Source organism: Hoeflea sp. BAL378, assembly GCF_000759435.1.
In the GTDB taxonomy this organism is placed as follows: domain Bacteria; phylum Pseudomonadota; class Alphaproteobacteria; order Rhizobiales; family Rhizobiaceae; genus Hoeflea.
In genome coordinates this window covers 43396-68426 of sequence record NZ_JRJG01000024.1, presented here as the reverse complement: position 1 = coordinate 68426, position 25031 = coordinate 43396, and the positions used below count along the sequence as shown (strand labels likewise).

25 protein-coding genes are annotated in these 25031 nt (G+C 65.1%); 15 read left to right on the top strand and 10 right to left on the bottom strand.

Going from position 1 to position 25031, the window contains the following annotated elements:
• Window positions 1-117 precede the first annotated feature (117 nt).
• The 7 genes from LL06_RS07265 to LL06_RS07235 all read left to right on the top strand — a co-directional run bounded on the left by LL06_RS07265 (window position 118) and on the right by LL06_RS07235 (window position 6891).
• Window positions 118-981: a D-amino-acid transaminase gene (locus tag LL06_RS07265; RefSeq protein ID WP_035524298.1), complete on the top strand. Its 864-nt coding sequence runs from the start codon at window positions 118-120 to the stop codon at window positions 979-981.
• A 33-nt stretch (window positions 982-1014) separates the two neighbouring features.
• A complete protein-coding gene (locus LL06_RS07260) occupies window positions 1015-1860 on the top strand; it encodes an ABC transporter substrate-binding protein (protein WP_035524295.1) in 846 nt (281 codons plus the stop codon).
• 4 nt (window positions 1861-1864) lie between these two features.
• On the top strand, window positions 1865-2983 hold the full coding sequence (locus LL06_RS07255; protein ID WP_035524292.1) for an amino acid ABC transporter permease: 1119 nt from the start codon (window positions 1865-1867) through the stop codon (window positions 2981-2983).
• 3 nt (window positions 2984-2986) lie between these two features.
• Window positions 2987-3730, top strand: a complete 744-nt coding sequence (locus LL06_RS07250; RefSeq protein ID WP_035524289.1) for an amino acid ABC transporter ATP-binding protein — start codon at window positions 2987-2989, stop codon at window positions 3728-3730.
• 13 nt (window positions 3731-3743) lie between these two features.
• The gene (locus LL06_RS07245) at window positions 3744-4781 is read left to right on the top strand and encodes a P1 family peptidase (RefSeq protein ID WP_035524286.1); all 1038 of its coding nucleotides are present in this window, start codon (window positions 3744-3746) and stop codon (window positions 4779-4781) included.
• Window positions 4778-5578, top strand: a complete 801-nt coding sequence (locus LL06_RS07240; protein ID WP_035524283.1) for a M55 family metallopeptidase — start codon at window positions 4778-4780, stop codon at window positions 5576-5578. Before LL06_RS07245 ends, LL06_RS07240 begins: the two co-directional genes overlap by 4 nt.
• Window positions 5579-5793: 215 nt before the next feature.
• Entirely contained in the window at window positions 5794-6891 is a 1098-nt protein-coding gene (locus LL06_RS07235) for a helix-turn-helix domain-containing protein (RefSeq protein ID WP_244447068.1), read from the top strand.
• 75 nt (window positions 6892-6966) lie between these two features.
• On the opposite strand, the gene LL06_RS07230 is transcribed toward LL06_RS07235, so the two are convergent.
• From LL06_RS07230 to LL06_RS07220, 3 genes are all read right to left on the bottom strand, one after another.
• Entirely contained in the window at window positions 6967-8154 is a 1188-nt protein-coding gene (locus tag LL06_RS07230; protein ID WP_035524279.1) for a Gfo/Idh/MocA family oxidoreductase, read from the bottom strand.
• A 13-nt stretch (window positions 8155-8167) separates the two neighbouring features.
• Complete coding sequence (locus LL06_RS07225; RefSeq protein WP_035524277.1) at window positions 8168-9223, bottom strand: sugar phosphate isomerase/epimerase; 1056 nt, start codon at window positions 9221-9223, stop codon at window positions 8168-8170.
• Between the two features lie 163 nt (window positions 9224-9386).
• On the bottom strand, window positions 9387-10232 hold the full coding sequence (locus tag LL06_RS07220) for a sugar phosphate isomerase/epimerase family protein (RefSeq protein WP_035524274.1): 846 nt from the start codon (window positions 10230-10232) through the stop codon (window positions 9387-9389).
• Window positions 10233-10475: 243 nt separating this feature from the next.
• Here LL06_RS07220 and LL06_RS07215 point away from each other — a divergent pair, with 243 nt between their 5' ends.
• From LL06_RS07215 to LL06_RS07200, 4 genes are read left to right on the top strand one after another with little or no spacing between them, the layout of a single operon-like run.
• Complete coding sequence (locus LL06_RS07215) at window positions 10476-11363, top strand: sugar phosphate isomerase/epimerase (protein ID WP_035524271.1); 888 nt, start codon at window positions 10476-10478, stop codon at window positions 11361-11363.
• A gap of 58 nt (window positions 11364-11421) precedes the next feature.
• Window positions 11422-12591 (top strand): mandelate racemase/muconate lactonizing enzyme family protein, encoded by a 1170-nt coding sequence (locus LL06_RS07210; protein ID WP_035524268.1) that lies wholly within the window; start codon window positions 11422-11424, stop codon window positions 12589-12591.
• The gene (locus LL06_RS07205; protein WP_035524266.1) at window positions 12588-13319 is read left to right on the top strand and encodes a FadR/GntR family transcriptional regulator; all 732 of its coding nucleotides are present in this window, start codon (window positions 12588-12590) and stop codon (window positions 13317-13319) included. Before LL06_RS07210 ends, LL06_RS07205 begins: the two co-directional genes overlap by 4 nt.
• A 29-nt stretch (window positions 13320-13348) precedes the next feature.
• Window positions 13349-14329: an NAD(P)-dependent oxidoreductase gene (locus LL06_RS07200; protein ID WP_244447067.1), complete on the top strand. Its 981-nt coding sequence runs from the start codon at window positions 13349-13351 to the stop codon at window positions 14327-14329.
• Between the two features lie 153 nt (window positions 14330-14482).
• Here the strand turns inward: LL06_RS07200 and LL06_RS07195 are convergent, their stop codons facing one another.
• From LL06_RS07195 to LL06_RS07165, 7 genes are all read right to left on the bottom strand, one after another.
• Entirely contained in the window at window positions 14483-15553 is a 1071-nt protein-coding gene (locus LL06_RS07195; RefSeq protein ID WP_035524261.1) for an ABC transporter ATP-binding protein, read from the bottom strand.
• Window positions 15553-16641 carry an ABC transporter ATP-binding protein gene (locus LL06_RS07190; RefSeq protein ID WP_035524258.1) on the bottom strand — a complete coding sequence of 363 codons (1089 nt, stop codon included), beginning with the start codon at window positions 16639-16641 and terminating at the stop codon, window positions 15553-15555. The genes LL06_RS07195 and LL06_RS07190 overlap by 1 nt, the downstream gene beginning before the upstream one ends.
• Complete coding sequence (locus tag LL06_RS07185; protein ID WP_244447066.1) at window positions 16641-16913, bottom strand: hypothetical protein; 273 nt, start codon at window positions 16911-16913, stop codon at window positions 16641-16643. The genes LL06_RS07190 and LL06_RS07185 overlap by 1 nt, the downstream gene beginning before the upstream one ends.
• Window positions 16910-17869, bottom strand: a complete 960-nt coding sequence (locus LL06_RS07180) for a carbohydrate ABC transporter permease (RefSeq protein WP_035524256.1) — start codon at window positions 17867-17869, stop codon at window positions 16910-16912. Before LL06_RS07180 ends, LL06_RS07185 begins: the two co-directional genes overlap by 4 nt.
• 1 nt (window position 17870) lies before the next feature.
• Window positions 17871-18776, bottom strand: a complete 906-nt coding sequence (locus LL06_RS07175; protein ID WP_035524400.1) for a sugar ABC transporter permease — start codon at window positions 18774-18776, stop codon at window positions 17871-17873.
• Window positions 18777-18848: 72 nt separating this feature from the next.
• The gene (locus LL06_RS07170; protein ID WP_035524253.1) at window positions 18849-20159 is read right to left on the bottom strand and encodes an extracellular solute-binding protein; all 1311 of its coding nucleotides are present in this window, start codon (window positions 20157-20159) and stop codon (window positions 18849-18851) included.
• Window positions 20160-20513: 354 nt separating this feature from the next.
• Window positions 20514-21146, bottom strand: a complete 633-nt coding sequence (locus tag LL06_RS07165) for a TetR/AcrR family transcriptional regulator (protein WP_035524250.1) — start codon at window positions 21144-21146, stop codon at window positions 20514-20516.
• Window positions 21147-21248: 102 nt separating this feature from the next.
• On the opposite strand from LL06_RS07165, the gene LL06_RS07160 reads away from it, so the two are divergent.
• From LL06_RS07160 to LL06_RS07145, 4 genes are read left to right on the top strand one after another with little or no spacing between them, the layout of a single operon-like run.
• Window positions 21249-22439, top strand: a complete 1191-nt coding sequence (locus LL06_RS07160) for a Tm-1-like ATP-binding domain-containing protein (protein WP_035524247.1) — start codon at window positions 21249-21251, stop codon at window positions 22437-22439.
• A gap of 11 nt (window positions 22440-22450) precedes the next feature.
• Window positions 22451-23299, top strand: coding sequence for a phosphoenolpyruvate hydrolase family protein (locus LL06_RS07155; protein WP_035524245.1), 849 nt, complete (start codon window positions 22451-22453; stop codon window positions 23297-23299).
• Window positions 23296-23709, top strand: a complete 414-nt coding sequence (locus LL06_RS07150) for a cupin domain-containing protein (protein WP_035524243.1) — start codon at window positions 23296-23298, stop codon at window positions 23707-23709. Before LL06_RS07155 ends, LL06_RS07150 begins: the two co-directional genes overlap by 4 nt.
• Before the next feature lie 18 nt (window positions 23710-23727).
• The gene (locus LL06_RS07145) at window positions 23728-24930 is read left to right on the top strand and encodes a Xaa-Pro peptidase family protein (RefSeq protein ID WP_035524240.1); all 1203 of its coding nucleotides are present in this window, start codon (window positions 23728-23730) and stop codon (window positions 24928-24930) included.
• Window positions 24931-25031 lie beyond the last annotated feature (101 nt).

Below are 25031 nucleotides of genomic sequence, written 5' to 3'. Positions count from 1 at the left end.
TTGATTTGAATTGCCTATGCAATTTCTGCATGAGAATCTGCCCAATGCGAATTGGACTTGCCCACTGCCCTGTTCATAGTCGCGTCACAGTGGGAACCGCCGGGACCGGACGTGACAATGAACAGAATAGTCTACTGCGCCAATGAATTCGTCTCCGAGAGGCAGGCGCGGATCGGGCTGTTTGACAGGGGCTTTCTTTTCGGCGACGCGGTCTATGAAGTGACGGCCGTCCTTGGCGGTCGCATGCTCGACAATGATCTGCATCTGGCGCGTCTGGAGCGGTCGCTGTCCGAGCTCGACATCCCGCTGCCGCTGCCGCTCGAGCGCATCGTGCATGTCCAGCGCGAATTGATTGCCCGCAACACTCTCGACGAGGGGACCGTCTATCTCCAGGTCTCGCGCGGGGAGGCGGACCGGAACTTCCTGTATGAGAACGGGCTGACACCGGGGTTCGTGGCGTTCACGCAAGCCAAGCAGCTCACCGGCACCAGGGCGCAGCGCGAGGGCATCTCGGTCGCGCTCGCGCCGGACCCGCGCTGGGCCCGGCGCGACATCAAGACGGTCATGCTTCTCGGGCAGGTGATCGCCAAGCGCGACGCCCGCAGCGCCGGCCATGACGACGTCTGGTTCGTCGAAGACGGCCTGGTGACGGAAGGCGCATCGGCCACCGCCTATGTGGTCACCGGCGACGGCCGTATCCTGACGCGCGCAAATTCCCGGGCCATCCTCCCCGGCTGCACCCGCCGTGCGCTCATTCAGTTGTGCGCCGACCACGACGTGGTCGTCGAGGAGCGGGCCTTCACCCTTGCCGAAGCGCAGGGCGCCGCCGAGGCCTTCCAGACATCTGCGTCCAGTTTCGTCACGCCGGTGGTGCGCATCGGCGATGCCGTCCTGGGCGGAGGTAAGCCGGGACCGCTGACCCGGCAATTGCAAGCCTACTACCTCGATGCAGCGGGCGTCGCGGAGGCCATGCCTCTGTAGATCTTCACCACCACCAACCAAAAAGGGAACATAATGAAAAACAAAGCAAAAATCTTCGGCAGCGCGCTCGGCGCCCTCATGATCCTGGCCGCCCCGGCCATGGCCACGGAAGGCTATGGCGACTGCAAGCTTTTCGGCAAGGCCGGCACGGAGCAGATCGAACCGGCCGTTCCCGGCCAGTTCACCGTTGTCATCAACCTGCCGGCGGTGGGCGAGTTCAACGGCGATACGCCCGAAACCATCACCAGCGGCCGCGAATTCTGCATGGCTGTCAACATTGCCCATCGCCTGGGCCTCGACAAGGTCGTGCTGAAGAATGCGTCGTTCGATTCCATCGTGGCGGGCCAGAACAAGGCTTTCGACGTCGCCTTCGCGCTGATCTCGGTGACAGAGCCGCGCAAGAAGGTGGTGGATTTCTCGACCCCCTATGCGCGCGGCGCCTTCGGTCTCGCCACCAGGGCCGATTCCGATCTGGACGAGACCAGCGTCAAGCAGGCCAAGCTCGGCACCCAGGCCGGCACGATCATGGTCGACTGGGCGCAGGAAAACCTGCCGGACGCGCAGCTCTCGGTGTTTGACGACACGGGCGCGATGTTCACCGCGCTCGCCGCAGGCAGCGTCGACGTGGTGATGACCGACATTTCGGTCGTGCTCGGCCAGGTCGCCAATTCCAATGGCAGGCTCAAGGTGGTCGGCCAGTTCGCCGGCGGCCGCGACACGGCGGGGATCTACCCCAAGGGCGCCGAGCAGGCGAAGGTTATCGACAAGATCATCGCCGACATGGCGGCCGACGGCACGCTGGCGGCGCTCGAGGAAGAATATCTCGCAGCCGCGCGCGGCGGGCTGAAGCCGGAAGACGTTCCGGTCTGGGCCCACTGACCCAATGACCGATCAACTCATCTTGGAGCAGCAGGATGAAGCAGGGCGCGCCGCCATATGGCGCGCCCGTCGCTCCACCCGAACCTATCGCGGCCGGGCGGGGTTCACCCTGCTCCTGGCCGCGGTGACCTTTCTGGTCGTGGCCGCTTCGGCCCAGCATATCGGCGGCTACGCGGTCTCGCAGGGCGTCTCTTCCCTCATCGCTGCCCTGCCGGGCATCGTCGCCGCCATCGCCGCGGCGTTCGTGCTGGGCATGGCGGCAAGCGCCTTCCTGAAATCGCTCGCCGCGTCGCGCAACGACGATGTCTATGCCGCCCGGGCGCTGGGCGACGAGGCCTCGACCCGCTCCTGGAAGGCCTTGGCGTGGATCGGGGCGCTGATGATCGTGACCGGGGGCGCCTGGTTCATGGTGGTCAACGACGCGGCGGTCAGCCGCACCTTCTTCGATCTCGCGCTGATCCGCGATTCCGTCGGCAAGGTGCTCAGGGCCTTCGGCACCAACATCCTCATCTTTTCGGTCTCCGCAGTCTTCATCCTGGCCTGGGCGCTGGTGATCGCGCTCGCCCGCACACTGCCGGGGGCGGCGGGCCGGCCGCTGCGCGTGCTCGCCATCGCCTATGGCGATCTGTTTCGCGGCCTGCCGGCGATCATCACGATCTACCTGATCGGCTTCGGCCTGCCGCTGACAAACCTGCCCTTCCTGTCGGACCTGTCGACGACCTCCTACGCCATCATTGCGCTGACGCTGACCTACGGCGCCTATACTTCCGAGATCTACCGCGCCGGCATCGAGGGCGTGCATCACAGCCAGGTCGCCGCCGCCCGCTCGCTCGGCCTCAGCCATGCCAAGACCATGCGCTATGTGGTCGTGCCGCTGGCCATGAGGAACATCATCCCACCGCTGATGAACAACTGCATCAGCCTGCAGAAGGACACCGCGCTGGTCGCCATCATCGGCGCGATCGACGCCTTCAACCAGGCCAAGATCATCGCCGCGAACAATTTCAATCTCTCCGCCGTGACCACCGTGGCGATCCTGTTCATCGCCGTGACCATCCCGCAGGCGCGCATCGTCGACAAGCTCTCCGAGCGCGACCGCCGGCGCATGCGGGCAGGAGGATAGACCATGGCCTTTGTCGAAATCGACCACGTCACCAAGCACTATGACGCGCTTGAAGTCATTTCCGACTTTTCGCTCGCCGTCGACGAGCACGAGGTCATCTGCCTGATCGGCCCCTCGGGATGCGGAAAGTCGACGCTGCTGCGCTGCGTGAACCGGCTCGAGGAGATCTCCTCGGGCGAAATCCGCATCCATGGCGACCGGATCACCGGTCCTGGGGTGGATCTCGACCGTCTTCGCCGGGACATCGGCATCGTGTTCCAGGGCTACAACCTGTTTCCGCACATGACCGTGCTTGAGAACGCGGTGCTGGCGCCGACCAAGGTGCTGGGCATGGGGCGGCGCGAGGCCGAGGAGAAGGCGATGGCCTTCCTCGAGCGGATCTCGCTGTCGCACAAGGCCAACGACTATCCGGACCGGCTGTCGGGCGGCCAGCAGCAGCGCGTCGCCATCGTGCGGGCGCTGATGATGGAGCCGATGCTGCTGCTTCTCGACGAGATCACCTCGGCGCTCGATCCCGAACTGGTGTCGGAAGTGCTCGACATCGTCCGCGACCTCGCCGCCGGCGGCATGACCATGATTCTGGCGACCCATGAAATGGGCTTTGCGCGCGAGGTGGCGGATCGGATATGTTTCCTCCAGGCCGGAAAGGTTTATGAACAGGGACCGCCCGCGGAGGTACTCGGCAACCCGCAGGGAGAGCGCACCCAGGCCTTCCTGCGCAGCCTCCGGAAGGCCGGGCGTCTGTAACAAGGGACCTTCGATGACCACAGCACGGGAACTGGGCCTCTGGACCGAGGGGCGGAACGGCCTTCCCCCCGGGCCGCTCAACGCGATCACCGATGTGCCGGGCGTTCGCGTCGGCCATCGCACCCTGCAGGACGGCGGGCTGGCGACCGGCGTGACCGCGATCCTGCCGCATGGCGGCGACCTGTTCCGCGAGAAGGTGCGCGCGGCGGTCGAGGTGATCAACGGCTTCGGCAAATCGGCGGGGCTGATCCAGGTCGCTGAACTCGGCACGCTCGAGACGCCGATCCTGCTCACCAACACCTTCGGCGTCGCCGCCTGCACCGAGGCGCTCATCCGCCGCGCCATCGCCGCCAATCCCGCCATCGGACGCGAAACCTCGACCGTCAACGCCGTGGTGCTCGAATGCAATGACGGCGCCATCAGCGACATCCAGGCCCTTGCCGTCTCCCGGGACGATGCCGTCTCGGCCCTGGACGCTGCCGCGCCCGGTCCGTTCGCGCAGGGCGCAGTCGGCGCGGGAACAGGCATGACCGCCTTCGGCTTCAAGGCCGGGATCGGCAGCGCCTCGCGGCGGATGCGGATCGGAGCGCAGGACTTCATGCTGGGCGCGCTGGCGCTTGCCAATTTCGGCCGCGCCGGCGATCTCGTCCTGCCCGATGGCCGGCGGCCAGATCCGCGCGGGCCGGCGGCCAGCGAGAAGGGCTCCGTCATCGTCATCCTCGCCACCGACCTGCCGCTGTCGGACCGGCAGTTGCAGCGCGTGACCCGCCGGGCGGGCGCGGGTCTTGCCAGGCTCGGCGCGTTCTGGGGGCATGGGTCGGGCGACATCGCGCTCGGCTTCACCACCGCCGACCGGATCGACCATGACGCACCGGCCTTCCAGCCTGTGAGCCGCCTCGCGGACCAGCACATTGACGCGCCGTTTCGCGCCGCGGCCGAGGCGACGCAGGAAGCCGTCCTCAACGCGCTATGTGCCGCGCCGGCCACGACCGGCCGGTCCGGCCGGATCTACCCGTCGCTCGCCGACTGGGCCAAGGAGAACCCGAAATGAAAGTGTTTCTGTCCGCCGACATCGAAGGAACCGCGGGGATCGCCCATTGGGACGAGGCCGAGCGCACCCATCCGGATTACCAGGAGTTCCGCGAGCTGATGACCGCGGAGGTGCTGGCCGCCTGCGAAGGAGCCCGGGCCGCCGGGGCGAGCGAGATCCTGGTGAAGGATGCCCATGACAGCGGCCGCAACCTGCGCCTGGACCGCTTTCCCGCCTACGTGAGGATCCTGCGGGGATGGTCGGGCCATCCGGACGGCATGATGTTCGGGCTATCGGCGGATTTCACTGCCGCGATCTACACCGGCTATCATGCCAAGGCGGGCTCGGAGGCCAATCCCCTGGCCCATACGACCACGCTGCGGATCTCGCGGCTTCTGCTCAATGGCGAGGTCGCCTCCGAGTTCACCATCAATGCGCTCTGCGCCGCCGGCTACCGCGTGCCATCCGTGTTCCTGTCGGGAGACGCCGAGATCTGCGCCGATGCCCAAGCCCTGGCGCCCGGCATTACGACGGTTGCAACGCTGGAAGGCTTCGGACGCGCGGCCCTGTCGATCAGCCCGGCCTGGGCGTGCGAGGCGATCCGCGAAGGCGTGGAGGCCGCTCTCGCCTCCGCGGCGCCCAGGCCGGTTCCGGCGCTCGAGGGACCGTTCGAGGTGGTGGTGGAATTCGTCAACCCGACGGATGCCTGGCGGGCGTCCTGGTATCCCGGCGCCGTCGCCCGCGGCGGAAGAGCCGTCTCGTTCAAGGCTGATGATTTCTTCGAGATCCGACGGGCCCTGCGGTTCCTCACCGCCTGACACGGGCGGCGGACGGGAAACACCGGCGTCCTGGCTGGCGAGGCCGGGGCATGCCGGGCTGGTATGGTTGCGGGACTTGGGGCTGTTCGGGTCTTGACATTGGGTGAGACCGGGTCGCTATTCCACCGGCGACGATCAGGTGCGGCCCGCCCACTTTTCCGGGGCCGCGTGACTGGGTGGATCTGGATGCAATCGGTGCTGAAGACTTTTCCTGCGTGTTCGCGATCGCATGCTGGCTGGCGCTTGCCCGTGCGGACGCCCGTCGAGGGCCTGCGGCCTTGACCAATCCCGGCGTGGAACACCAGCTCATCCAGTCCTCCGGGCTCGACCGGAAGGACAATTACGAACAGTGGCGCGCCGGCGTCGCCAGCCTGTTCGAGGCGGAGCCCGAATGTGACGACCTCGAGGGGTTCAGCGCCGATCTCGCAAGCTACAATCTCGGACACTTCCTGATCGGCAAGTCATCGGCGAGCGCGCAGCGGTTCTGCCGCTCGAAGGAACTGGTCGCCGCCACCGGCGTCGATCACCTGCTGATCCAGCTCTATGTGAAGGGCGAGTCCGCCTATTCCGCCGATGTCGGCATGGGAAAGGGCTTCGCAGGCGACATCATCTGCTTCGATCTCAGCCGGCCGATGCGCAGCCACACCACCGACATGGACATCATCAGCCTCATCCTGCCCCGGTCGATGATCCGGCTGATGCCCAGGGCCATCGACGAACTGCACGGGGCGCGCCTCGACGGGTCCACGCCGCTCGGCGTCCTTTTGGGCGAACACATGATGTCGATGGCGAAGATCGCGCCGCAACTGGCGGGGCCTGACGGAGGCCTGGCGGCGGAGGTGGCCTCCGTCCTCGTGTCAACCGGGCTGTCGGCGGCGATCGCGGCCGAAAACGGAACGCTGATGGACATCAATCTGAAGACCATCCAGGTCTTCATCGAGCGCAACCTGACCAATCCGGCGCTCTCCACCGACATGATCATGCGGCAGTTCGCGATGTCGCGCTCGGCGCTGTACCGTCTTTTCGAGCCGATCGGCGGGATTGCCGACTACATCCGCGAGCGGCGTCTGAAGGTCGCCAGGCTCAGGCTCGCCTCGGTGGGCACCGGACGCGGCTCGGTGGCGAAGCTCGCCTATTCCACCGGCTTTTCCAGCGAAATCGCCTTCTCGCGTGCCTTCCAGCAGTATTTCGGCATAAGGCCCAGCGAGGCGATCCGCATGGCCGAGGCCTGCATCCAGCTCAGCCGGAAGCCGGAGTCCCGCGAGGACAACTGGATGCAGACCTGGCTCGACAAGCTGCGCGCCAACGCCTAGCCGGCTCCCCGCGAGACCGGCTGGCGCGGGGCCAACCGGCTCGGCGCGCCCCCCGGGGCACTTGCGCGAACGACCCTAGCGGCGCAGGTAGGAGCCGAATTTCACCCAGCTTGCGCCGCGGCGGGAGGAGTCCACGCAGCCCGCGACGAAGGCCACGCCCGCGAGGCCCTCCTCGATTCCGGGGAAATACACCTCGGGCGGTATCGGCTGGCCTGCCTGCATCGCCCGGATCGCCTGCGCGGCCTCGGTGTAGATGTTGGCGAAGCCTTCGAGATAGCCTTCGGGATGGCCGCCCGGAATGCGGCTGACCCGCTGTCCGGCCGCGGTCGCCCCGGCGCCGTTGCGGGTGAGCAGCCGCTTGGGCTGGCCGAGCGGCGTGTACCAGAGATAGTTCGGGTCCTCCTGGGCCCATTCGAGCCCGCCCTTTTCGCCGTAGACGCGCAGCTTCAGGGCATTCTCGTTGCCCGGGGCCACCTGGCTGCACCAGAGCATCCCCTTGGCGCCGCCTTCGAAGCGCATCAGCACATGGCCGTTGTCGTCGACCCGGCGGCCTTCGACGAAGGCGTCGAGATCGGCGCAGAGCTCCTCGAGTTTCAGGCCAGAGACGAAGCTCGCCAGGTTGAAGGCATGGGTGCCGATGTCGCCGGTCGAGCCGCCGAGGCCGGAGCGGTCGGGGTCGGTGCGCCATCCGGCCTGCTTCTGGCCGGTGACCTCGAGATTCTCGGTGAGCCAGTCCTGGGCATATTCCACCTGCACCAGCCGGATCTTGCCGAGGTCTCCGCCCGCGACCATGTCGCGGGCCTGCCTGATCATCGGGTAGCCGGTGTAGTTGTGCGTGAGCACGAACAGCGCGCCCGAGGCTTCGGCCGCCTTGGCGAGCCTGCGGGCGTCGGCAAGCGTCGAGGTCAGCGGCTTGTCGCAGATGACATGGATGCCGCGCTTGAGGAATTCGCGCGCCACCGGATAGTGCATGTGGTTGGGGGTGACGATCGCCACCGCCTCGATGCCGTTCTTCAGCCGCGCCTCGCGCTTGGCCATCTCGACATAGTCGCCATAGGCGCGGTCGGGGCTGACGCCGAGATCGGCGGCCGAGGCCTTCGACTTTTCCGGCGTCGAGGAGAACGCCCCGGCGACCAGCTCATAGCGATCGTCGATGCGCGAGGCGATGCGGTGGACGCCGCCGATGAATGCGTCGCGTCCGCCGCCGACCATGCCGAGGCGGATGCGGCGGGACGCGGTTGCGGTGGAACCTTCGATAGCCATTGTCTCCTCCCGCTCAGGAAATGCCGAGCATGCGGCGGTTGGCGGCGTCATCGGTGCCGCCGTCGGCGAAATCGTCGAAGGCGCGCTCGGTCACGCGGATGATGTGGTCGGAGACGAACTGCGCGCCCTCGCGCGCGCCGTCCTCGGGATGCTTGAGGCAGCATTCCCATTCGACCACGGCCCAGCCGGAGAAATCATTGGCGGCCATCTTCGAGAAGATCGCGCCGAAATCCACCTGTCCGTCGCCGAGCGAGCGGAAGCGTCCGGCCCGGTCGACCCAGGGCTGGTAGCCCGAATAGACGCCCTGGCGGCCGGTCGGGTTGAACTCGGCATCCTTGACATGGAACATCTTGATCCGGTCCTTGTAGATGTCGATGTTGTCGATGTAGTCGAGGCATTGCAGCACGTAGTGCGACGGATCGTAGAGCATGTTGCAGCGGGCATGATTGCCGACGCGCTCGAGGAACATCTCGAAGGTGACGCCGTCATGCAGGTCCTCGCCCGGGTGGATCTCGTAGCAGACATCGACGCCGCACGCGTCGGCATAGTCGAGGATCGGGCGCCAGCGCTTGGCGAGCTCGTCGAAGGCGGTCTCGACAAGGCCCGCGGGCCGCTGCGGCCACGGATAGATGTAAGGCCAGGCCAGCGCTCCCGAGAAGCTCGCCATCGCGTTGATGCCCATGTGCTGCGAGGCCTTCAGCGCCAGGCGCACCTGATCGACCGCCCATTCCTGCCGCGCCTTGGGATTGCCGCGCACTTCGGGAGCGGCAAATCCGTCGAAGGCTTCGTCATAGGCGGGATGCACGGCGACCAACTGGCCCTGCAGGTGGGTTGACAGCTCGGTCACCTCGATGCCGTTCTCCGCGGCGACACCCTTGAAGTCATCGCAGTAGTCCTTCGACGCGGCGGCTTTCGCAAGGTCGATCAGACGACCATCCCAGCTCGGCACCTGAACGCCCTTGTAGCCGCAATCGGCGGCCCATTTGGTGATCGATTTCCAGGAGTTGAATGGCGCGGCGTCGCCTGCGAATTGCGCCAGGAACAGCGCTGGCCCCTTGATGGTTTTCATTGATCGTTTCCTCCATATGTCATTTCGGTCGGCCGTTTGCGGCGCAATGCTCATGATTGTCCCGGCTTGGGCGCGGGACGGTGTCGGTCGTGGATAGCGGAAAACGGTGCATCGGCGCCATGCCTGATATCGTGTTTCCCCTTCCAAGGCCGGGCCCGACGCCTCATGGACCGTCCAGCGAAGTGCTGATGTGGCGGTAGCCCTCTCGATACACCGCCTCCGGGCTTTCGGCAAAGTCCCTCCAGACCTTGGTGGCCGCGGCAAGATCGGGCAGCCCACGCCCGAAGCTTTCGATGGTCAGCCATCCATCGTACCCGATGGCGCGGATGGCGGCATAGGTCTCCGCCCACGGGATGTTGCCGCGCCCCGGCACGCCGCGATCGTTTTCGGAGATATGGATATGGGCGACGTGCCGGGCGTTGCGGGTGAGCGCGCCGATCGGGTCCGTTTCCTCGATATTGGCGTGGAACGTGTCGTACATCGCGCGGATGTTCGGGTGCCCGATCTCCGCCAGATGGGCCGCAAGCCCATCCATGGTGTTGACCAGATAGCATTCGAACCGGTTCAGCGCCTCGAGCGCGACGGTGATGCCGAGCCCGGCGGCATGCTCGCCGATCAGGCGCTGCGACGCGACCGAATGGGCGAACTCCTCCTCCGTCGGCCCGACGCCCGAGAAATGGCCCAGGGTCGAATGCATCGGACCGCAGATCAGTCCGGCGCCGAGCGCGTGGGCCTTGTCCAAGGTGGCGCGCATGTAGTCGACGCCCTTCGCGCGCGCCGCGGCGTCGCCGATCAGGTTCATCGACGGATCGCCCATGGCGGTGACCGCGGTGCGCTCAAGCCCCAGGTCGTCGAGCAGGACCGCAAGCTCCCTGTAATGGCCGACGTCTCCCTCGAAGATCGGGATCTCGACGCCGTCAAATCCGCAGGCCTTCAGCTCGGCCAGCAGCGCCCGGTGCCCGGAGCCGACATGGGTCGTCCACAAGAACATGTTCATTCCGATCTTCATGGCGCCCCCGTGGCTGGCGATCAGATCTGCCTGATCTGGTAATACCAAAATTCCGCTGCCACTACGACACCATTTTTACATTCGTCGCGCAAGGGACAAAATGGCTTGAATATGGGGGTTAATCCCAAAGAAATAGCGAGCCCAGACTTGATTAGATCCAAAATTGAGATTAATTGGTCTAACCAGAATGACAATTGTTATAGGTGGCGGGGCGGAGGAGTCCGGCTGCAAGGGAGGACTGAGATGCATCTGTCGACACACAACTGGATGCGGGCGGAGCCGCTGGAGGTCACGCTGCGGCGGATCAAGAAATTCGGCTATGAAAGCATCGAGATTTCCGGGGAACCGACCCAGTACGACACCAAGGAGACCAGGGCGCTTCTCAAGGAGCACGGCATCCGCTGCTGGGGCGCGGTGACGCTGACGCTGGGCGAGCGCAACCTTGCGGCCAAGGACGAGGGCCAGCGCGCCCGCACGGTCGACTACGTCAAGAGCGTGCTGACCATGGTGAGCGAGCTCGAAGGCGAGATCATCACGCTGGTGCCGGCGACCGTGGGCAAGGTGCAGCCCGACGCGACCGAGGACGAGGAATGGGGCTGGCTGGTCGAGGCCACCAAGGAGTGCTTCGCCCATTCCCAGAAGGTCGGCGTGAAGATCGCCATCGAGCCGCTCAACCGGTTCGAAACCTACATCTTCAACCGCTGCGCACAGGCGCTTGCGCTGGCCGATGCGGTGCATCCCGATTGCGGCGTGTGTCTGGACGCCTACCATCTCAACATGGAGGAATCCAACATCTACGACGCCATCCGGCTGGCGGGTAAGCGGCTCTATGATTTCCACGTCGCCGACAACAACCGCTTTGCCGCCGGTCTCGGCCATCTCGACTGGCCCAGGATCGTGGCAACGCTCAAGGAGATCGGCTATGACGGCGCGCTCACCAACGAGTTCGTCGCGCCGGTGGACCGTACCCCCGCCGCGATCTATCCCGACATGGTGGAGCGCGAGCCGGTGGACATCTCGCCGGAGCAGCTCAAGTTCATCCAGGACCATGGCTCAAGCCTGCTGACCGAGAAATTCTATTCGGACCAGATGCGCATTACGGCGGAAACGCTGCTGCCGTTGATCAAGTAATCCGTGGAGGCGGTCCACCGGGGCGGATGATCCGCCGCCGGGGTGCGAGGGTCCTGTCATGAAAGTCAAATCCGTCCATGCGCGGTGGATCCAGATCCCGATCGAACTCGCGCGGCAGCATACGAGCGACTTCGGGACCTTGCGGACCTTCGACTCGGCGATCCTGCGCATCGAGACCGATGACGGCGTCGTCGGCTGGGGAGAGGGCAAGAATGCCGCCGGCAGCGCCGGAAACTACGCGACACTTGTCCGGCTCCTGAATGAGGATTTCGGGCCGCGCATCATCGGGCGCGACCCGGCGGACATCGCCTTCATCTGGGAGGATCTCTACAACGGCGTGCGCTCGCAAAAGGCGGCGATGGCGGGCCACGCCATGCCGGAAATGGCGCGCCGCGGCCTGACGGTCGCCGCCATCAGCGCCATCGACATCGCGCTGTGGGACATTCTCGGCAAGGCCGACGGCAAGCCGGTGTGGAAACTGCTCGGAGGGCGCAAGGCCGAGCGGATGCAGGCTTACGCCTCGGGCGGATGGGCCGGCGCGGAGAAGATCGGCGAGCAGTTGCAGTCCTATATCGACACCGCCGGGTTCCGCGCGGTCAAGATGCGGGTCGGCGCGATGGACGGATCCCCGCATGTCTCCGCCACGCGGGTCAAGGCCGCGCGCCAGGCGCTCGGCCCGGACATCGAATTGGCCGTGGACGCGCACGGCACCTACACGGTCGCCGAGGCCAAGCGCTTCGCCCATCTCGCCGCGGATTGCGACCTGGCCTGGTTCGAGGAGCCGATCATCGCCGACGACAAGGCGGGCATCGCCGAAGTCCGCGCCGCGATGTCGGTTCCGGTGGCGACCGGCGAAAGCGAGGCCACCCGCTACGCCTTCCGCGATCTCGCCGTCCTGCGCGCGGCCGACATCTTCCAGCCCGATCCGGCCTTCTGCGGCGGCATTACCGAAGCCATGCGCATCGGCACTCTCGCCTCGGCGTTCAACCTGCGGCTGGCGCCGCATCTTTGGGCGGGCGCGCCCTGTTTCTTTGCGGGGCTGCATGTCTGCGCGGCGTCGCCGGCGAGTTTCACCGTCGAGTTTTCCCTTGGCGCCAATCCGATGATACATGATATCGTTGAAGAAACCGTCCAAGCGCGGGACGGGATGATCGAGTTTCCCGAAAAGCCGGGACTCGGCTTCACGATGAAAGAAGCCGTTCTGCAGAAATACGCCAGAGACACATGAAGAACACCGAAAGCGAATTCCTCCCCGGCCTTGTGGCCTACATCGTCAAGACAGCCAGCGCCAATGGAGACAAGGCGCCCTCGGAGCGGGAACTTGCCGAGCATTTCGCGGTCAGCCGCGGCCAGGTGCGGGAATCGCTCGCCATCCTCGAGGCGCTGCAACTGATCGAGCGGCGCGCCAAATCGGGCATCTATCTGACCATGGATTCGGCCGGGCTGAGCTCGATGGCGCTGCTGGCCCGCGCCGGCGTGCAACTGCTGCCGCGCCAGATCTTCGAAGCGGTGGAGTTGCGCAAGATCCACGAAATCAAAGCCGCGGAACTGGCGGCGCAGCGCGCGACCGAGGAAAATCTCGACCGGCTGCGCGACATTCTCGCGCGCTCGGAAAAGCAGATCGCCGACGGCCTCGGCCTGCACCGGCTCGACGGGGAGTTTCATCTCGAGATCGTCCGCGCCACGCAGAACGAGATGTTCTACAAGATCTGTTCGAGCTTCTACGCGGCCAGCGAACAGCGCCTGCCGATCTATTTCGGCAAGGCCGAGCGCAACATCAAGTCGCACAACGAGCACATGCAGATCTTCGATGCCCTGTACCGGCGCGACAGCATCCTGGCCCAGGCGCTGATGAACACCCATCTGGGCCGCGCGCAGAGCTACTGGACCGAGATCCTCGATTCCAATGGGGAAAAGGCCGCGCAGCCGGACCACCTGCCGCCGGCGCATGCCTGACCTTGTCACTCACATCCCGGCGGGATCCGATGTCTCCTATGATCTTCTCCACCCATCCGCTGCACCCGGATGTGACGGCTGAACTCTCCACCCTCGGGTCGCTGGTGACCGCCACGGAACCCTCTCCGGCGGCCATCGTCAAGGAGAGCGCGGGCGCATCGATCATCGTGGTGCGCGCGCCGATCCCGGCGGAGATCTTCCGGCGCGAGAAAGGCCTCCGGGCGGCCGTCCGGCATGGCGCCGGGCTCGACATGATCCCGCTCGATGCCGCCACCGAGGCCGGCGTGCTGGTGGCGAACGTGCCGGGGGTGAACGCGGTAACGGTGGCGGAGCACTGCATCTGGTCGTCGCTGGCGCTGCTGCGCAAATATCCCGAGGTCAGCTCCGACCTGAGGTCGGCCGGGTGGGCTGCCGCGCGGGCGCATTCCGACCATGGCCGGGAACTGAGCGGCCGGACGCTCGGCATCGTCGGCATGGGCAATGTTGGCACCGCCCTGTTCCGGATGGCGCATCACGGCTTTGGAATGAAGGTGCTGGCGGTCACGGCCAGGCCGGATGCCTTGCCGCACGGCGCGGAAGCCAGCGACCTCCAGCGCATGCTCGCGCGCAGCGATGTCGTGGTGCTCTGCTGTCCGCTCAATGACAGGACCCGCGGCATGATCGGCGCCGGGGAACTGGCGCTGATACAGCCGGGCGCCATTCTCGTCAATGTCGCGCGCGGCCCGGTGGTGGACGAGGCGGCGCTGGTTTCGGCGCTCCGCAGCCGGGCCATCGCCGGCGCGGTGCTCGATGTGTTCGACCGGCAGCCGCTGCCGGCGGATCACCCTTTCCTGTCGCTGCGCAATGTGATCCTGACGCCGCACATGGCAGGCATCACCGAGGAAAGCATGCTGCGGATGGGGCAGGGCGTGGTGATGGAAACCAGACGGATCCTGGCCGGCGAGAAGCCGCTGAATTTCTGCAACCCGGACTCATGGGGCGCCTACCAGGCACGGTTTGGCTCCGACTGAGCGCCGGCTCAAGCATCCAGGGGCGGCACATGCCTGCGTCCGGCGACACCTGGCGCGTCCGTCCATGGCAAGAACGGCCCGCCTGGATCCCTCGATCCAGACGAACCGCTCTGCCCCCGGGAGAGTGCGGAGACACGCCTCGGCCGCCAGCCGTCAACCCAGATCCAGATTGCGCTCGCTCGAGGGATCGAACGACAGAACCTTTTCCGGCTTCCAGCCGAACCGGACGGCTTCGTCGATATGGACTTTGGTCTGCGCGGAAACGGTCGCGTGCAGGTGGGTGCCGTCGATGTCGAGCGTCAGGATCTTGATGACGCCGTGGTTCTCGATGTCGAAGATCCGCGCAGAGGCCGGGCCGGCATCGTCGAGGATCACATCCTCCGGCCTGATGCCGAATTTCATCCGGTCTCCGTTTGCCCCATGCCGTCGTGCGATCGGAAGGCTGAACCTGCCGGCGTCGAGAATCGCGTTGTCGCCGTCCAGGACGCCGTCCATGAGGTTCATCGGTGGCGTGCCCACGGAGCGGGCGACGAAGGCGTTGATCGGCTTGGCGTAAATCTCCGACGGCGTGCCGACCTGGATCAGCCGGCCCTTGTTGAGCACGCCGATCTTGTCGCCCATCGACATGGCCTCGACCTGGTCATGGGTCACGAAGACAAAGGTCGCGCCCAGTTCATGGTGCAGCTTTTTCAGCTCGACCCGCAGCACATCGCGCAGGTTGGCGTCGAGCGCCGACAGGGGCTCGTCCATCAGGAACACGCGCGGCTTGCGCACGATCGCCCGGCCGATCGAGACGCGCTGCATCTCGCCGCCCGACAGCCGTTCCACCTTGCGATCGAGCAGGCGGGTGATCTGCAGCGTCTCGGCGACGCGGTCGACCCGGTCCTTGATCTCGGCGGCGGTCAGGTTGTGGGTGCGGGACTTGAGCGGGAACTCGAGATTGCCGCGCACCGTGAGCCGCGGATAGAGCGAGTATTGCTGCAGCACCAGCGCCACGTCGCGCTCGGCGGCGTTCCAGCCGGTGGCGTCCTGGCCGTCGATGATGACCTTGCCCGAATTGGGCTTCTCCAGCCCGGCGATCACCCTCAAAGTGGTGGTCTTGCCGGCTCCGGTCTGTCCAAGCAGAACGAAGAACTCGCCGTCCTTGATGTCGAGGTCCAGGTCGCGCAGCGCGGTGTTGGGGCCGAACTTCTTGGTCACGCCCTGAAATGCGATATCGGCCATCAGTTGGCTCCCCGCAGGTTGAGGCCGGTGGCCGTGTCGAAGAAATGCGTCTGCGCCGGATCCAGCCGCGCCCAGACCCGCTGACCTTCGCCACTGACGAAGCCGCTCGCCGTGCGTGCGCGCAGCACCGTGTCGCCGAGACGGACATCGACGATGTCATGGCTGCCCAGGGGTTCGATATTGGTTGTTTCCACGTCGAGATAGCCTTCGGTCGGTTGGTGCTCGAGCAGCACCGCTTCCGGGCGAGCGCCCAATGCCAGGTCGGCCGGTGTGCCCCGCACACTGGCCAAAACGTCGTCGGGAAAGCTGAAGCTGGCGTCAGCCCCGGCGAGCCGCACGGTGTTTCCCTCGATGCGCACGCCGTTGACGTTCATCACCGGCGAGCCCACGAACCTGGCCACGAACAGATTGGTCGGGTGCAGGTAGACCTCGTCGGGCGCGCCCACCTGCTGCAAGACGCCGTCATGCAGGATGACGATGCGGTCGGCCAGGCTCATCGCCTCGATCTGGTCGTGCGTGACATAGACCGAGGTCGATCCGCGGGCGATGTGCAGTCGCTTGATCTCGGCGCGCATCTGCTCGCGCAGCTTGGCGTCGAGCACGCCCAGCGGTTCGTCCATCAGCAGCGCCTGCGGCCGCCGCACGAGCGCGCGCGCGATCGCCACGCGCTGCATGTCGCCGCCCGACAGCGCCGAAGGCTTGCGGTTGAGATGCTCGGCGATCTGGAGGATCTCGGCCACCTCGTTGACGGCCTTGTCGCGCTCGGTCGCGTTCATGCGCACCGCGCGCAGCGGAAAGGCAATGTTCTCGCGCACGGTCATGTGCGGGTAGAGCGAGAAGGACTGGAACACGAAGGCAATGTCGCGGTCGGAGGCCTTGCGGTCCTGCACCTCGGTGCCGTTGATCAGGATCTTGCCCGAGGTCACCGATTCAAGCCCGGCGATGGCGCGGAGCGCGGTGGTCTTGCCGCCGCCCGACTGGCCGAGCATGACGACGAATTCGCCGTCGGCGATGGTCAGGTTCAGGTTTTTCAGAACCTGCAGATGACCGAAGAACTTCTGCACGTTCTGGATGTCGATTTGCGCCATCAGAAGCTCCCCGCGGTCTTGGAGCCGTTCTTGCCGGCATGGTCATTGATCTCCAGCACGTCGAGCGATTCCTCGAGGTAGCTTTCCTCGTCCTCCGGATCGGGGGCGATCTTGGAGGTGATCATGAAGGCAATGAGGCCGAAGAGGGTCATGGTGACGCCGTATGTGTGCAGGAACTCGCTCCAGGGCTGGCAGAGCGAGATGATGCCGAAGATCATCAGCCCCTGGGCCGCCGGGACAAGATAATGCTGGTTGATGCTGCGAAAGCTCATTTGCGGATCGCTCCGAAGGACATGCCGCGCAGCAGATGGTTGCGCAGGAGGAAGGTGAAGATCGCCACCGGCAGCAGGAACAGGAGCGTGCCCGAGGCGATGACGGTCCAGTCGGGCAGGCCGGAGCCGACCTGGCTCGGGATGAACGGCGGCGCCGTCTGGGCGCGCCGGTTGGTCATGATCAGCGCGAAGGCGTATTCGTTCCAGGCGGTGATGAAGCAGAACACGGCCGTTGCGGCGATGCCGGTGGCGGCCTCCGGCAGCACGATCTTGAAGAAGGCCTGCATGCGGGTGTAGCCGTCGACCAGCGCCGCCTCCTCGTACTCCTTCGGGATCTCGTCGATGAACCCCTTCATCAGCCAGACGGCGAAGGACAGGTTGAAGGCGGTGTAGAGGATGATGAGCCCCAGATGCGTGTCGTTGAGGCCGACGGCGCGATACATCAGGAACATCGGGATCGCCACCACCACGGGGGGCAGCATGCGGGTCGACAGGATGAAGAAGAGCAGGTCGTCTTCGCCTTTGACCTTGAAGCGCGAGAAGCCGTAGGCCGTGAACGTGCCCATGCCAACCGCCAGCACCGTCGAGGTGATGGCGACGATCAGCGAGTTCATGAAGCGGCTCGGATAGCCCGAGAGCTGGACTTCGCCGCGGCCCGAGCGGACCACCTTCTCGCCGCCGTCGAAGACAAGGCGTTCCCACCAGGGGGCCGCCTCATATTCTTCCTGGCTCGGCGGCGCGCGCAGTTGCGAGCGTTTCGTGAACAGCTTCACGAAGGGCGAGATTTCCGGCGTGAAGACGATGGTCGGCGGGATCGTGGTCGCCAGGTTGCGCGGCTTGAAGGCGGTCGAGGCGATCCAGTAGATCGGCGCCAGGAAGATCATGGTGATGATCAGGACCGAGACGATCGCCAGACGGTTGACCGTCCTTTCGCCATTGGTGCGGACGGCAGCCATCTCAGCGTTCCTTCACTTTGTTCAGGTACTTGACGTAGATGTTGGTGATCGCCAGCACCATGATCAGGACGATGTAGGCGAGCGCGCAGGACATGCCGGTCTGCCATTCCTGGAAGGCCATCTTGTAGAGCCGGATCGAGATCACTTCCGTGGTCGGCTGGCTGGTCAGGATGTAGGCGAGGTCGAAGGTCTTGAAGGCCTCCATGGTGCGGAAGATGATCGCGATCATCAGGATCGGCGCAACCAGGGGCAGGGTGATGCGGAAGAACGTGTAGAACGAGCCCGCCCGGTCGATCGCCGCCGCCTCGTAGAGATGCTTGGGCACGGCGGACAGGCCGGCCAGCGACAAGAGCATCACGAAGGGAGACCACATCCAGATGTCGGTGAGCGCGACCGCATAGAGCGCCATGTTCGGGTTGGACAGCCATTCGAAGGTGCCAAGGCCGAGCGCATAATTGATGATGCCGAAGGAGGGATCGTAGAGCAGCTTCCAGAACAGGCCGACGACCGCCATCGACAGCATCATCGGCAAGAGCAGCAGCGTCGTCAGCAGGCCCTTGAGCGGAATGTCGCGGTTGAGGAGCAGCGCCACGCCGAAGCCCACGACCACCTGGCCGACAACCGACACGATCACGTATTTCGCGGTGATGGTGAAGTTGTTCCAGATGAAGGGGTCGGCGAGCAGGTCGCGGTAGTTCTGCAGCCCGACGAAATTCGCCGGCGCGTTGGACGACGCGCGGAAATCGGTGAAGGAATAGCCGAGCGAATAGAGCAGCGGGAAAATGTTGAACACGATCAGGAAGACGATCGTCGGGATGATGAACAGATTGCGGATCGCCAGGTCGCTCATGCCACGGGACGCGGCGCGCGATTTGGGATCCAGCGTCGTCAGGACTGCAGTGGCCACAGCCACCTCCTCTGTGAAATGCAGAAACAAAAACGGAGGGGGCGGGTGCGCCCCCTCCGGACACGTTCGGGATTATTGTACCCGGTTGTACTTCTTGAACGTGGCGTTCCAGTCTCCGGCAAGGGCGTCGAGCGCATCCTTGGCGGTGCCTTCGCCCCCCGTGATGTAGGGATAAAGGCGCTGGTTCATCTGGATCAGCAGTTCCGCATATTCCGGCGTCGCCCAGAAGTCCTTCACCTTGAACATGGTCTCGTAGAAGGCCTTGTTGTAGGGCGTCGCGTTCTGGAATTCCTCGGATTCGAGCACCTTGGCCGAAGCCGTGTAGCCGCCAAGTTCGGCCCAGCGCTTCTGGGTTTCGTCCTTGATGAACCATTCCAGGAACTTCATCGATTCTTCCTGATTCTCCGAATAGGAGATCACGGAGATGCCCTGGCCGCCGAGAGCTGCGAACTGCTCGCCGCCCGGACCGGCCGGGTTGGCGAAGAAGCCGGTGCCGGCGGCGTTCGGGTTCGACGCCTCGTTCACCAGCGCCGGGAAGAAGGCGAAGTAGTTCATGCTCATCGCCGCCAGGTTTTCGGTGATCGCCTGGTTGTTTTCGACAAAGAAGGTCTTGGCCCAGCCCGGAGGCGTGAAGCCATAGAGCTCGCGGTACATCTCCACGGCCTTGATGTTCTGCTCCGAGTTGATGATGCCGTCGACCTTGTAGTTGGCGTAGTCGCCGAGCTCGCCGCCATACGAGAATATCGCGTTCTCGACGCCCATGACGAGGCCGTCATAGGAGTTGTCGGTGTAGATCGCGATGCCGTATCGCTTCTCGTCCGGACGGTGGAAGAATTCGGCGATGTCGCGCATCTGGGCCCAGGTGGCCGGCGGCGCGAGGTCGTAGCCATACTTGGCCTTGAACGCTTCCATTTCCTTCGGATCCTCGAACCAGTCCTTGCGATAGGACCAGCCGACGGCATCGCCCTCTGCCGGGATCGACCAGTATTTGGCCGAGTTGGCCGGATATTCGGAATAGTATTTCACCGTCGCCGGCGCCATCACTTCCGTGAGGTTATGCTTCTGGAAGAACTCGGTCATGTCGACATAGTGGCCGGCTTCCGATGCGGCGCCGATCCACTGGGAATCGCCCACGACCATGTCGTAGGCCGACCCCTTGGCGTTCAATTCGGTGAAGGTCTTGGTCTGGAAGTCCGACCACGGTGTGGTTTCCACCGTCACCTTGACGCCGGTTTCGGCCTCATACTCGTTGACCAGTTCCTGAAGATAGTTGGCTGGGTCCCACTCGGCCCAGAAGATGGTCAGTTCCTGTGCAAAGGCCGACGTGCTGCTTGCCAAGGCAAGGGCAAGCCCTCCGGCGATGCGGATCAGTTTTGTGCGCATTATGATCTCCTCCCATTGATGCACATTCTATTTGACGAGCCGGAAATCCAGATTTCGACCCCGGGCGCCTCTCCGCCCCGGGTTCTGGTTGTTGCCGGTATGCTTTGCATCCTTTGTGCTTCGGGTGACCCTCCACTGTCACGGTTTAATTCCAAATTGGTATTACCAAATTTGACTTCGGTCAACCGCTTCAGTCATACTAATCGCATGGCCATTCGCGGTTTCTGAGATAGATAATGCTGCATAGATTGAAAAAAGTGCTTTTCTGCAGGAATTCGCAGACTAAGCTGCCGTTATGGGTAAACGGGAATTCTCATGATTGGTAAGACCAGATCACGGTCGGTCGTCTGTCTCTCAGGATCTCGCGGCGTCGGCGACGGCCGCCCGAACGAGTGCGCAGGCCGCCCATTTGGCGACTCCGGAGGATTGCGTGTCGGACAGGTCCCAGATGTCCTTGAGGACGGTGAAGAGTTCGACCCCGAAGATCAGCGAGAGAGCCTGGGCGAGGCGGTCGAACTCTCCGGGCGTCAGGGTGCCGCGCAGAGGCGCGAGGGCGTCGTTGAGAAGCTCGACCCGGTGGCCGCGCGTGAAACGCGGCTGATCGCCGGCCGTTCGCTCCTGCGCCCCCTGTTCGAGGGACAGTCTCAGGGCCGCCTTGAAGGTGGCCTCGAACTCGGAGATACGCGGCAGCGCCTTGTCGAACAGATCGACAATGCGCTGCTCGGCGTCCCGGGACTTGCCCTTCCATTTCAGGATCGGCCCCAGAGCCTCGTCCACCACGGCGTGGACGAGCGCCACCTGGTTGGGGAAATACCGGTAGGCGGTGGCGCGCGAGACTTCGGCGGCTTCGGCCACTTCGCTGACCGAGGGCGTCAGGCCCGACTGCATCAGCCGGCTGGCGGTCGTGACCATCAGCTTGCGCGTGCGGGCGCGGGGCCCGTGTTCGCTTTTCGGCTTTGTTCCGGTTGACTGAAATGAGACGTTCATACCAATATGATACCCGCGTCTCAAAAATCGGCAAGCCTGATTTTGAGGGCCATGCAGCGACGGCCTCGGGGAGGAGGACCGCCGCTGTGGAGGGAGGAAAAGTTGAAACATGTCTATGTGGTCGGCACCGCCGACACGAAGGGGCCTGAGCTCGCCTATCTGGCGGACCGGATCGCGGACACCGGCCTGCCGGTCGTCCTCGTCGACGTCGGAACCCGCGTGCCGACGGTCAAGGTGGATGTCCCGGCGCGGGAAGTCGCCACCTATCATCCAGACGGCGCCGGCGCCGTGCTGTCGGGGGACGACCGGGGCGCGGCCGTCGCGGCGATGGGCGCAGCCTTCGCCCGCTTCATCGCCGGTCGCAGGGATATCGCCGGGATCATCGGCATTGGCGGCGGCGGCGGCACGTCGATCGTGACCGCCGGCATGCGGGGCCTGCCTTACGGCCTGCCCAAGCTCATGGTCTCGACGCTGGCCTCGGGCGATGTCGGCCCGTTCGTCGATATCTCGGACATCATCATGATGCCGGCCGTCACCGATTTCGCCGGGCTCAACCGCTTGAGCCGCACGATCCTGCACAATGCCGCCCAGGCGATCTCCGGGATGGCGCGCGCGGCCTATCACGAGAGCGACGGGCAGCGCTCGGTCGGCCTGACCATGTTCGGCGTGACAACGCCCTGCGTTACGGCGATCGTCGAGCAGCTCAGGCAAACCCATGACTGCATGGTGTTTCACGCGACCGGGGTCGGCGGACGGACCATGGAGAAGCTGGTTGACGATCGCGTCCTTTCGGGCGTGCTCGACATCACCACTACCGAGGTCTGCGACCTACTTGTCGGCGGGGTGCTGCCTGCCACCGAGGCGCGGCTCGATGCGATCGCCCGCACGGGCGTGCCCTATGTCGGTTCGGCCGGCGCGCTCGACATGGTCAATTTCTGGGCGCCCGACACGGTGCCCGCCGGTTTCGCCGGACGGCTGTTCTATCATCACAACGCCAATGTCACGCTGATGCGGACCACTCCGGACGAATGCCGCAGGATCGGCGCCTGGATCGGGCGCAAGCTCAGCGCCTGCAACGGGCCGGTGCGGTTTCTCATCCCCGAGCGGGGCGTGTCGGCGCTCGACATCGAGGGCGGAGCCTTCTTCGATCCGGAGGCGGATACGGTTCTGTTCGCCGCCATCGAGGAAGCGTTCCAGGCCACCGCGGACCGGCGCATCGAGCGCCTGCCGCTCCACATCAACGACCCGGCCTTCGCCAAGGCCGCGGCCGATGCGTTCTTGTCCATCATCTGAAAGAGCATCTCATGCCCGCAATTCCACGCAAGGACATTCTCTCCCGCCTCAATGCCATGGTCGCCCAGGGTGTGCCCATCATCGGCGGGGGCGCCGGAACCGGGCTCTCGGCCAAGGCCGAGGAGGCCGGCGGCATCGACCTGATCATCATCTACAATTCGGGCCGCTACCGCATGGCCGGCCGCGGCTCCGCCGCAGGCCTGCTCGCCTACGGGAACGCCAATGAGATCGTCAAGGAAATGGCGGTGGAGGTGCTGCCGGTGGTCCGCCACACGCCGGTCCTTGCCGGGGTGAACGGCACCGATCCGTTCGTGTTGATGCCGCAGTTCCTCGCCGAACTCAAATATATGGGGTTCTCCGGCGTGCAGAATTTCCCGACCATCGGCCTGTTCGACGGCGCCATGCGCCAGAGCTTCGAGGAAACCGGCATGGGCTTCGGGCTCGAGGTCGACATGATCGCCGCCGCGCACGGGCTCGATCTGCTGACCACGCCTTACGTGTTCAACCCGGACGAAGCCAGGGCCATGGCCCAGGCCGGAGCCGACATCATCGTCGCCCATATGGGCGTGACCACCGGCGGCAGTATCGGCGCAACGTCGGCCAAGGGGCTCGACGACTGCGTGCTTGAAATCGACGCCATTGCGGCGGCCGCGCGCAGCGTTCGCGGCGACATCATCATCCTGTGTCATGGCGGGCCGATCTCGATGCCCGAGGATGCGGCTTACGTGCTGGCGCGCTGCGACGGCTGCCACGGATTCTACGGGGCCAGCTCGGCGGAACGGCTTCCCGCCGAAACCGCCATCCGCGACCAGATCCGCAATTTCAAATCCCTGCCGAACCTGAAAGGACCTGAGGCATGAGCGAGAGTTTTTTCGTCTATCCGGAAGCCGTGGACCGCTTCGCCTTCGACTGGGGGCATCTGACGGTCACCTGCGGGCCCTCGGTCAACGGCGCGGGCCGGTTCTCGGCCGGCGTCGTGCATGTTCCGCCCGGCCAGGGCCATGCCCGGCACAATCACCCCGGCGCCGAGGAGATCATCTATGTGCTCGAAGGCAATGGCGAGCAGATGGTCGAGGACACCCAAGGCAATCCGGTGACCGAACAGGTGCGCGCCGGCTGCACCATCTTCGTGCCGGAAAGCCGGTTTCACTCGACGCTCAACACCGGAGACACGCCGATGAAGCTGTTTGTCGTCTACAGCCCGGCGGGGCCGGAGGAGCTGCTGCGCGACCTTCCCGATTTCCGCCTCGTCCCGCCGCCGCACGATTGAACCAGGGAGCCTGTCACCATGCGCGAACTCTCACCCCTGCACGCGGCTTCGTCCGCGGACCTGCCGTACCGGTTCGACGATCTGGACGCCGCCATGGAGGCCGCCGGTCTCGATGCCCTGGTCGCCACCTCCAAGCACAATGTCCGCTATCTGCTGGGCGGCTACCAGTTCATCTTCTTCTCGGCCATGGATGCCATCGGCCAGAGCCGCTACCTGCCGGCCTTTGTCTATGTCCGCGGCAAACCCGACCGCACCGGATATTTCGCCAACAAGATGGAGATCCACGAACACAAGGTGGCGCCGTTCTGGGTGCCCGAGTTCCGTCCCGACCATTGGGGTTCGGTGGACACGATGACATCGGTCGGCGCGCATCTGCAGGCATGCGGCGTGGCCAGCGGGCGGATCGGCTTTGAGGCCGGCTTCATGCCCAAGGACGGCTTTGACGCGCTGGCCGAAGCCCTGCCGCAGGCCTCGCCGGTGGACGCCAGCATGATGCTGACGCGGCTCAGGATGATCAAGTCGAAGCCGGAGCTCGACCTGTTGCGCGAGGCGACCGCACGGATCAGCGCCTCGATGCAGGCGACGATCCTGGCTTCCGGCGAGGGCAGTTCGAAACATGAAATCATCGAGCGCCTGCGCCAGGAGGAGACGAAGCGCGAGCTGGCGTTCGAATACTGCCTTCTCACGCTTGGCGACAGCCATGTCCGGGCCGGTTCCGGCCAGGCCTGGAAAAAGGGCGAGGTCCTGTCGATCGATTCGGGCGGCAATCTCCACGGCTATATCGGTGACATCTGCCGGATGGGCGTGCTGGGCGAACCCGATGCCGAGCTGGTCGATATCCTCGCCGAAGTCGACGCGGTGCAGCAGGCGGCCTTTGCCTGCATCGGGCCGGGGCAGACGGGTGCGGCGATGATCGCCGCCGGCGAGGCCGAACTCCGGCGCGGCGCCAATGCCAGGCACAATGATTTCTTCGCGCATGGCATGGGCCTGATCAGCCACGAGGCGCCGTTCCTGATGACCAACCATCCGGTGGCCTATGAAGGGATCGATGCGGAGCGGCCGTTCGAGCCGGGCATGGTGCTGTCGGTGGAGACCACGATGCAGCATCCGAGCCGGGGCTACATCAAGCTCGAGGACACGGTCATCATCACCGATGACGGCCACGAGCTGTTCGGCGCCGACAACCGCGGATGGATCATCAGTTCTGGCGCGGACGGCTGACATCCGGGCGAGACGGGACAGGAGCTCGACGGGCGCCGCGCAGCCCCGATGCGCTCCCCTTTGCCGCGACCCATGGGTCCAAGCGGGGGGCAGCCGGAAAA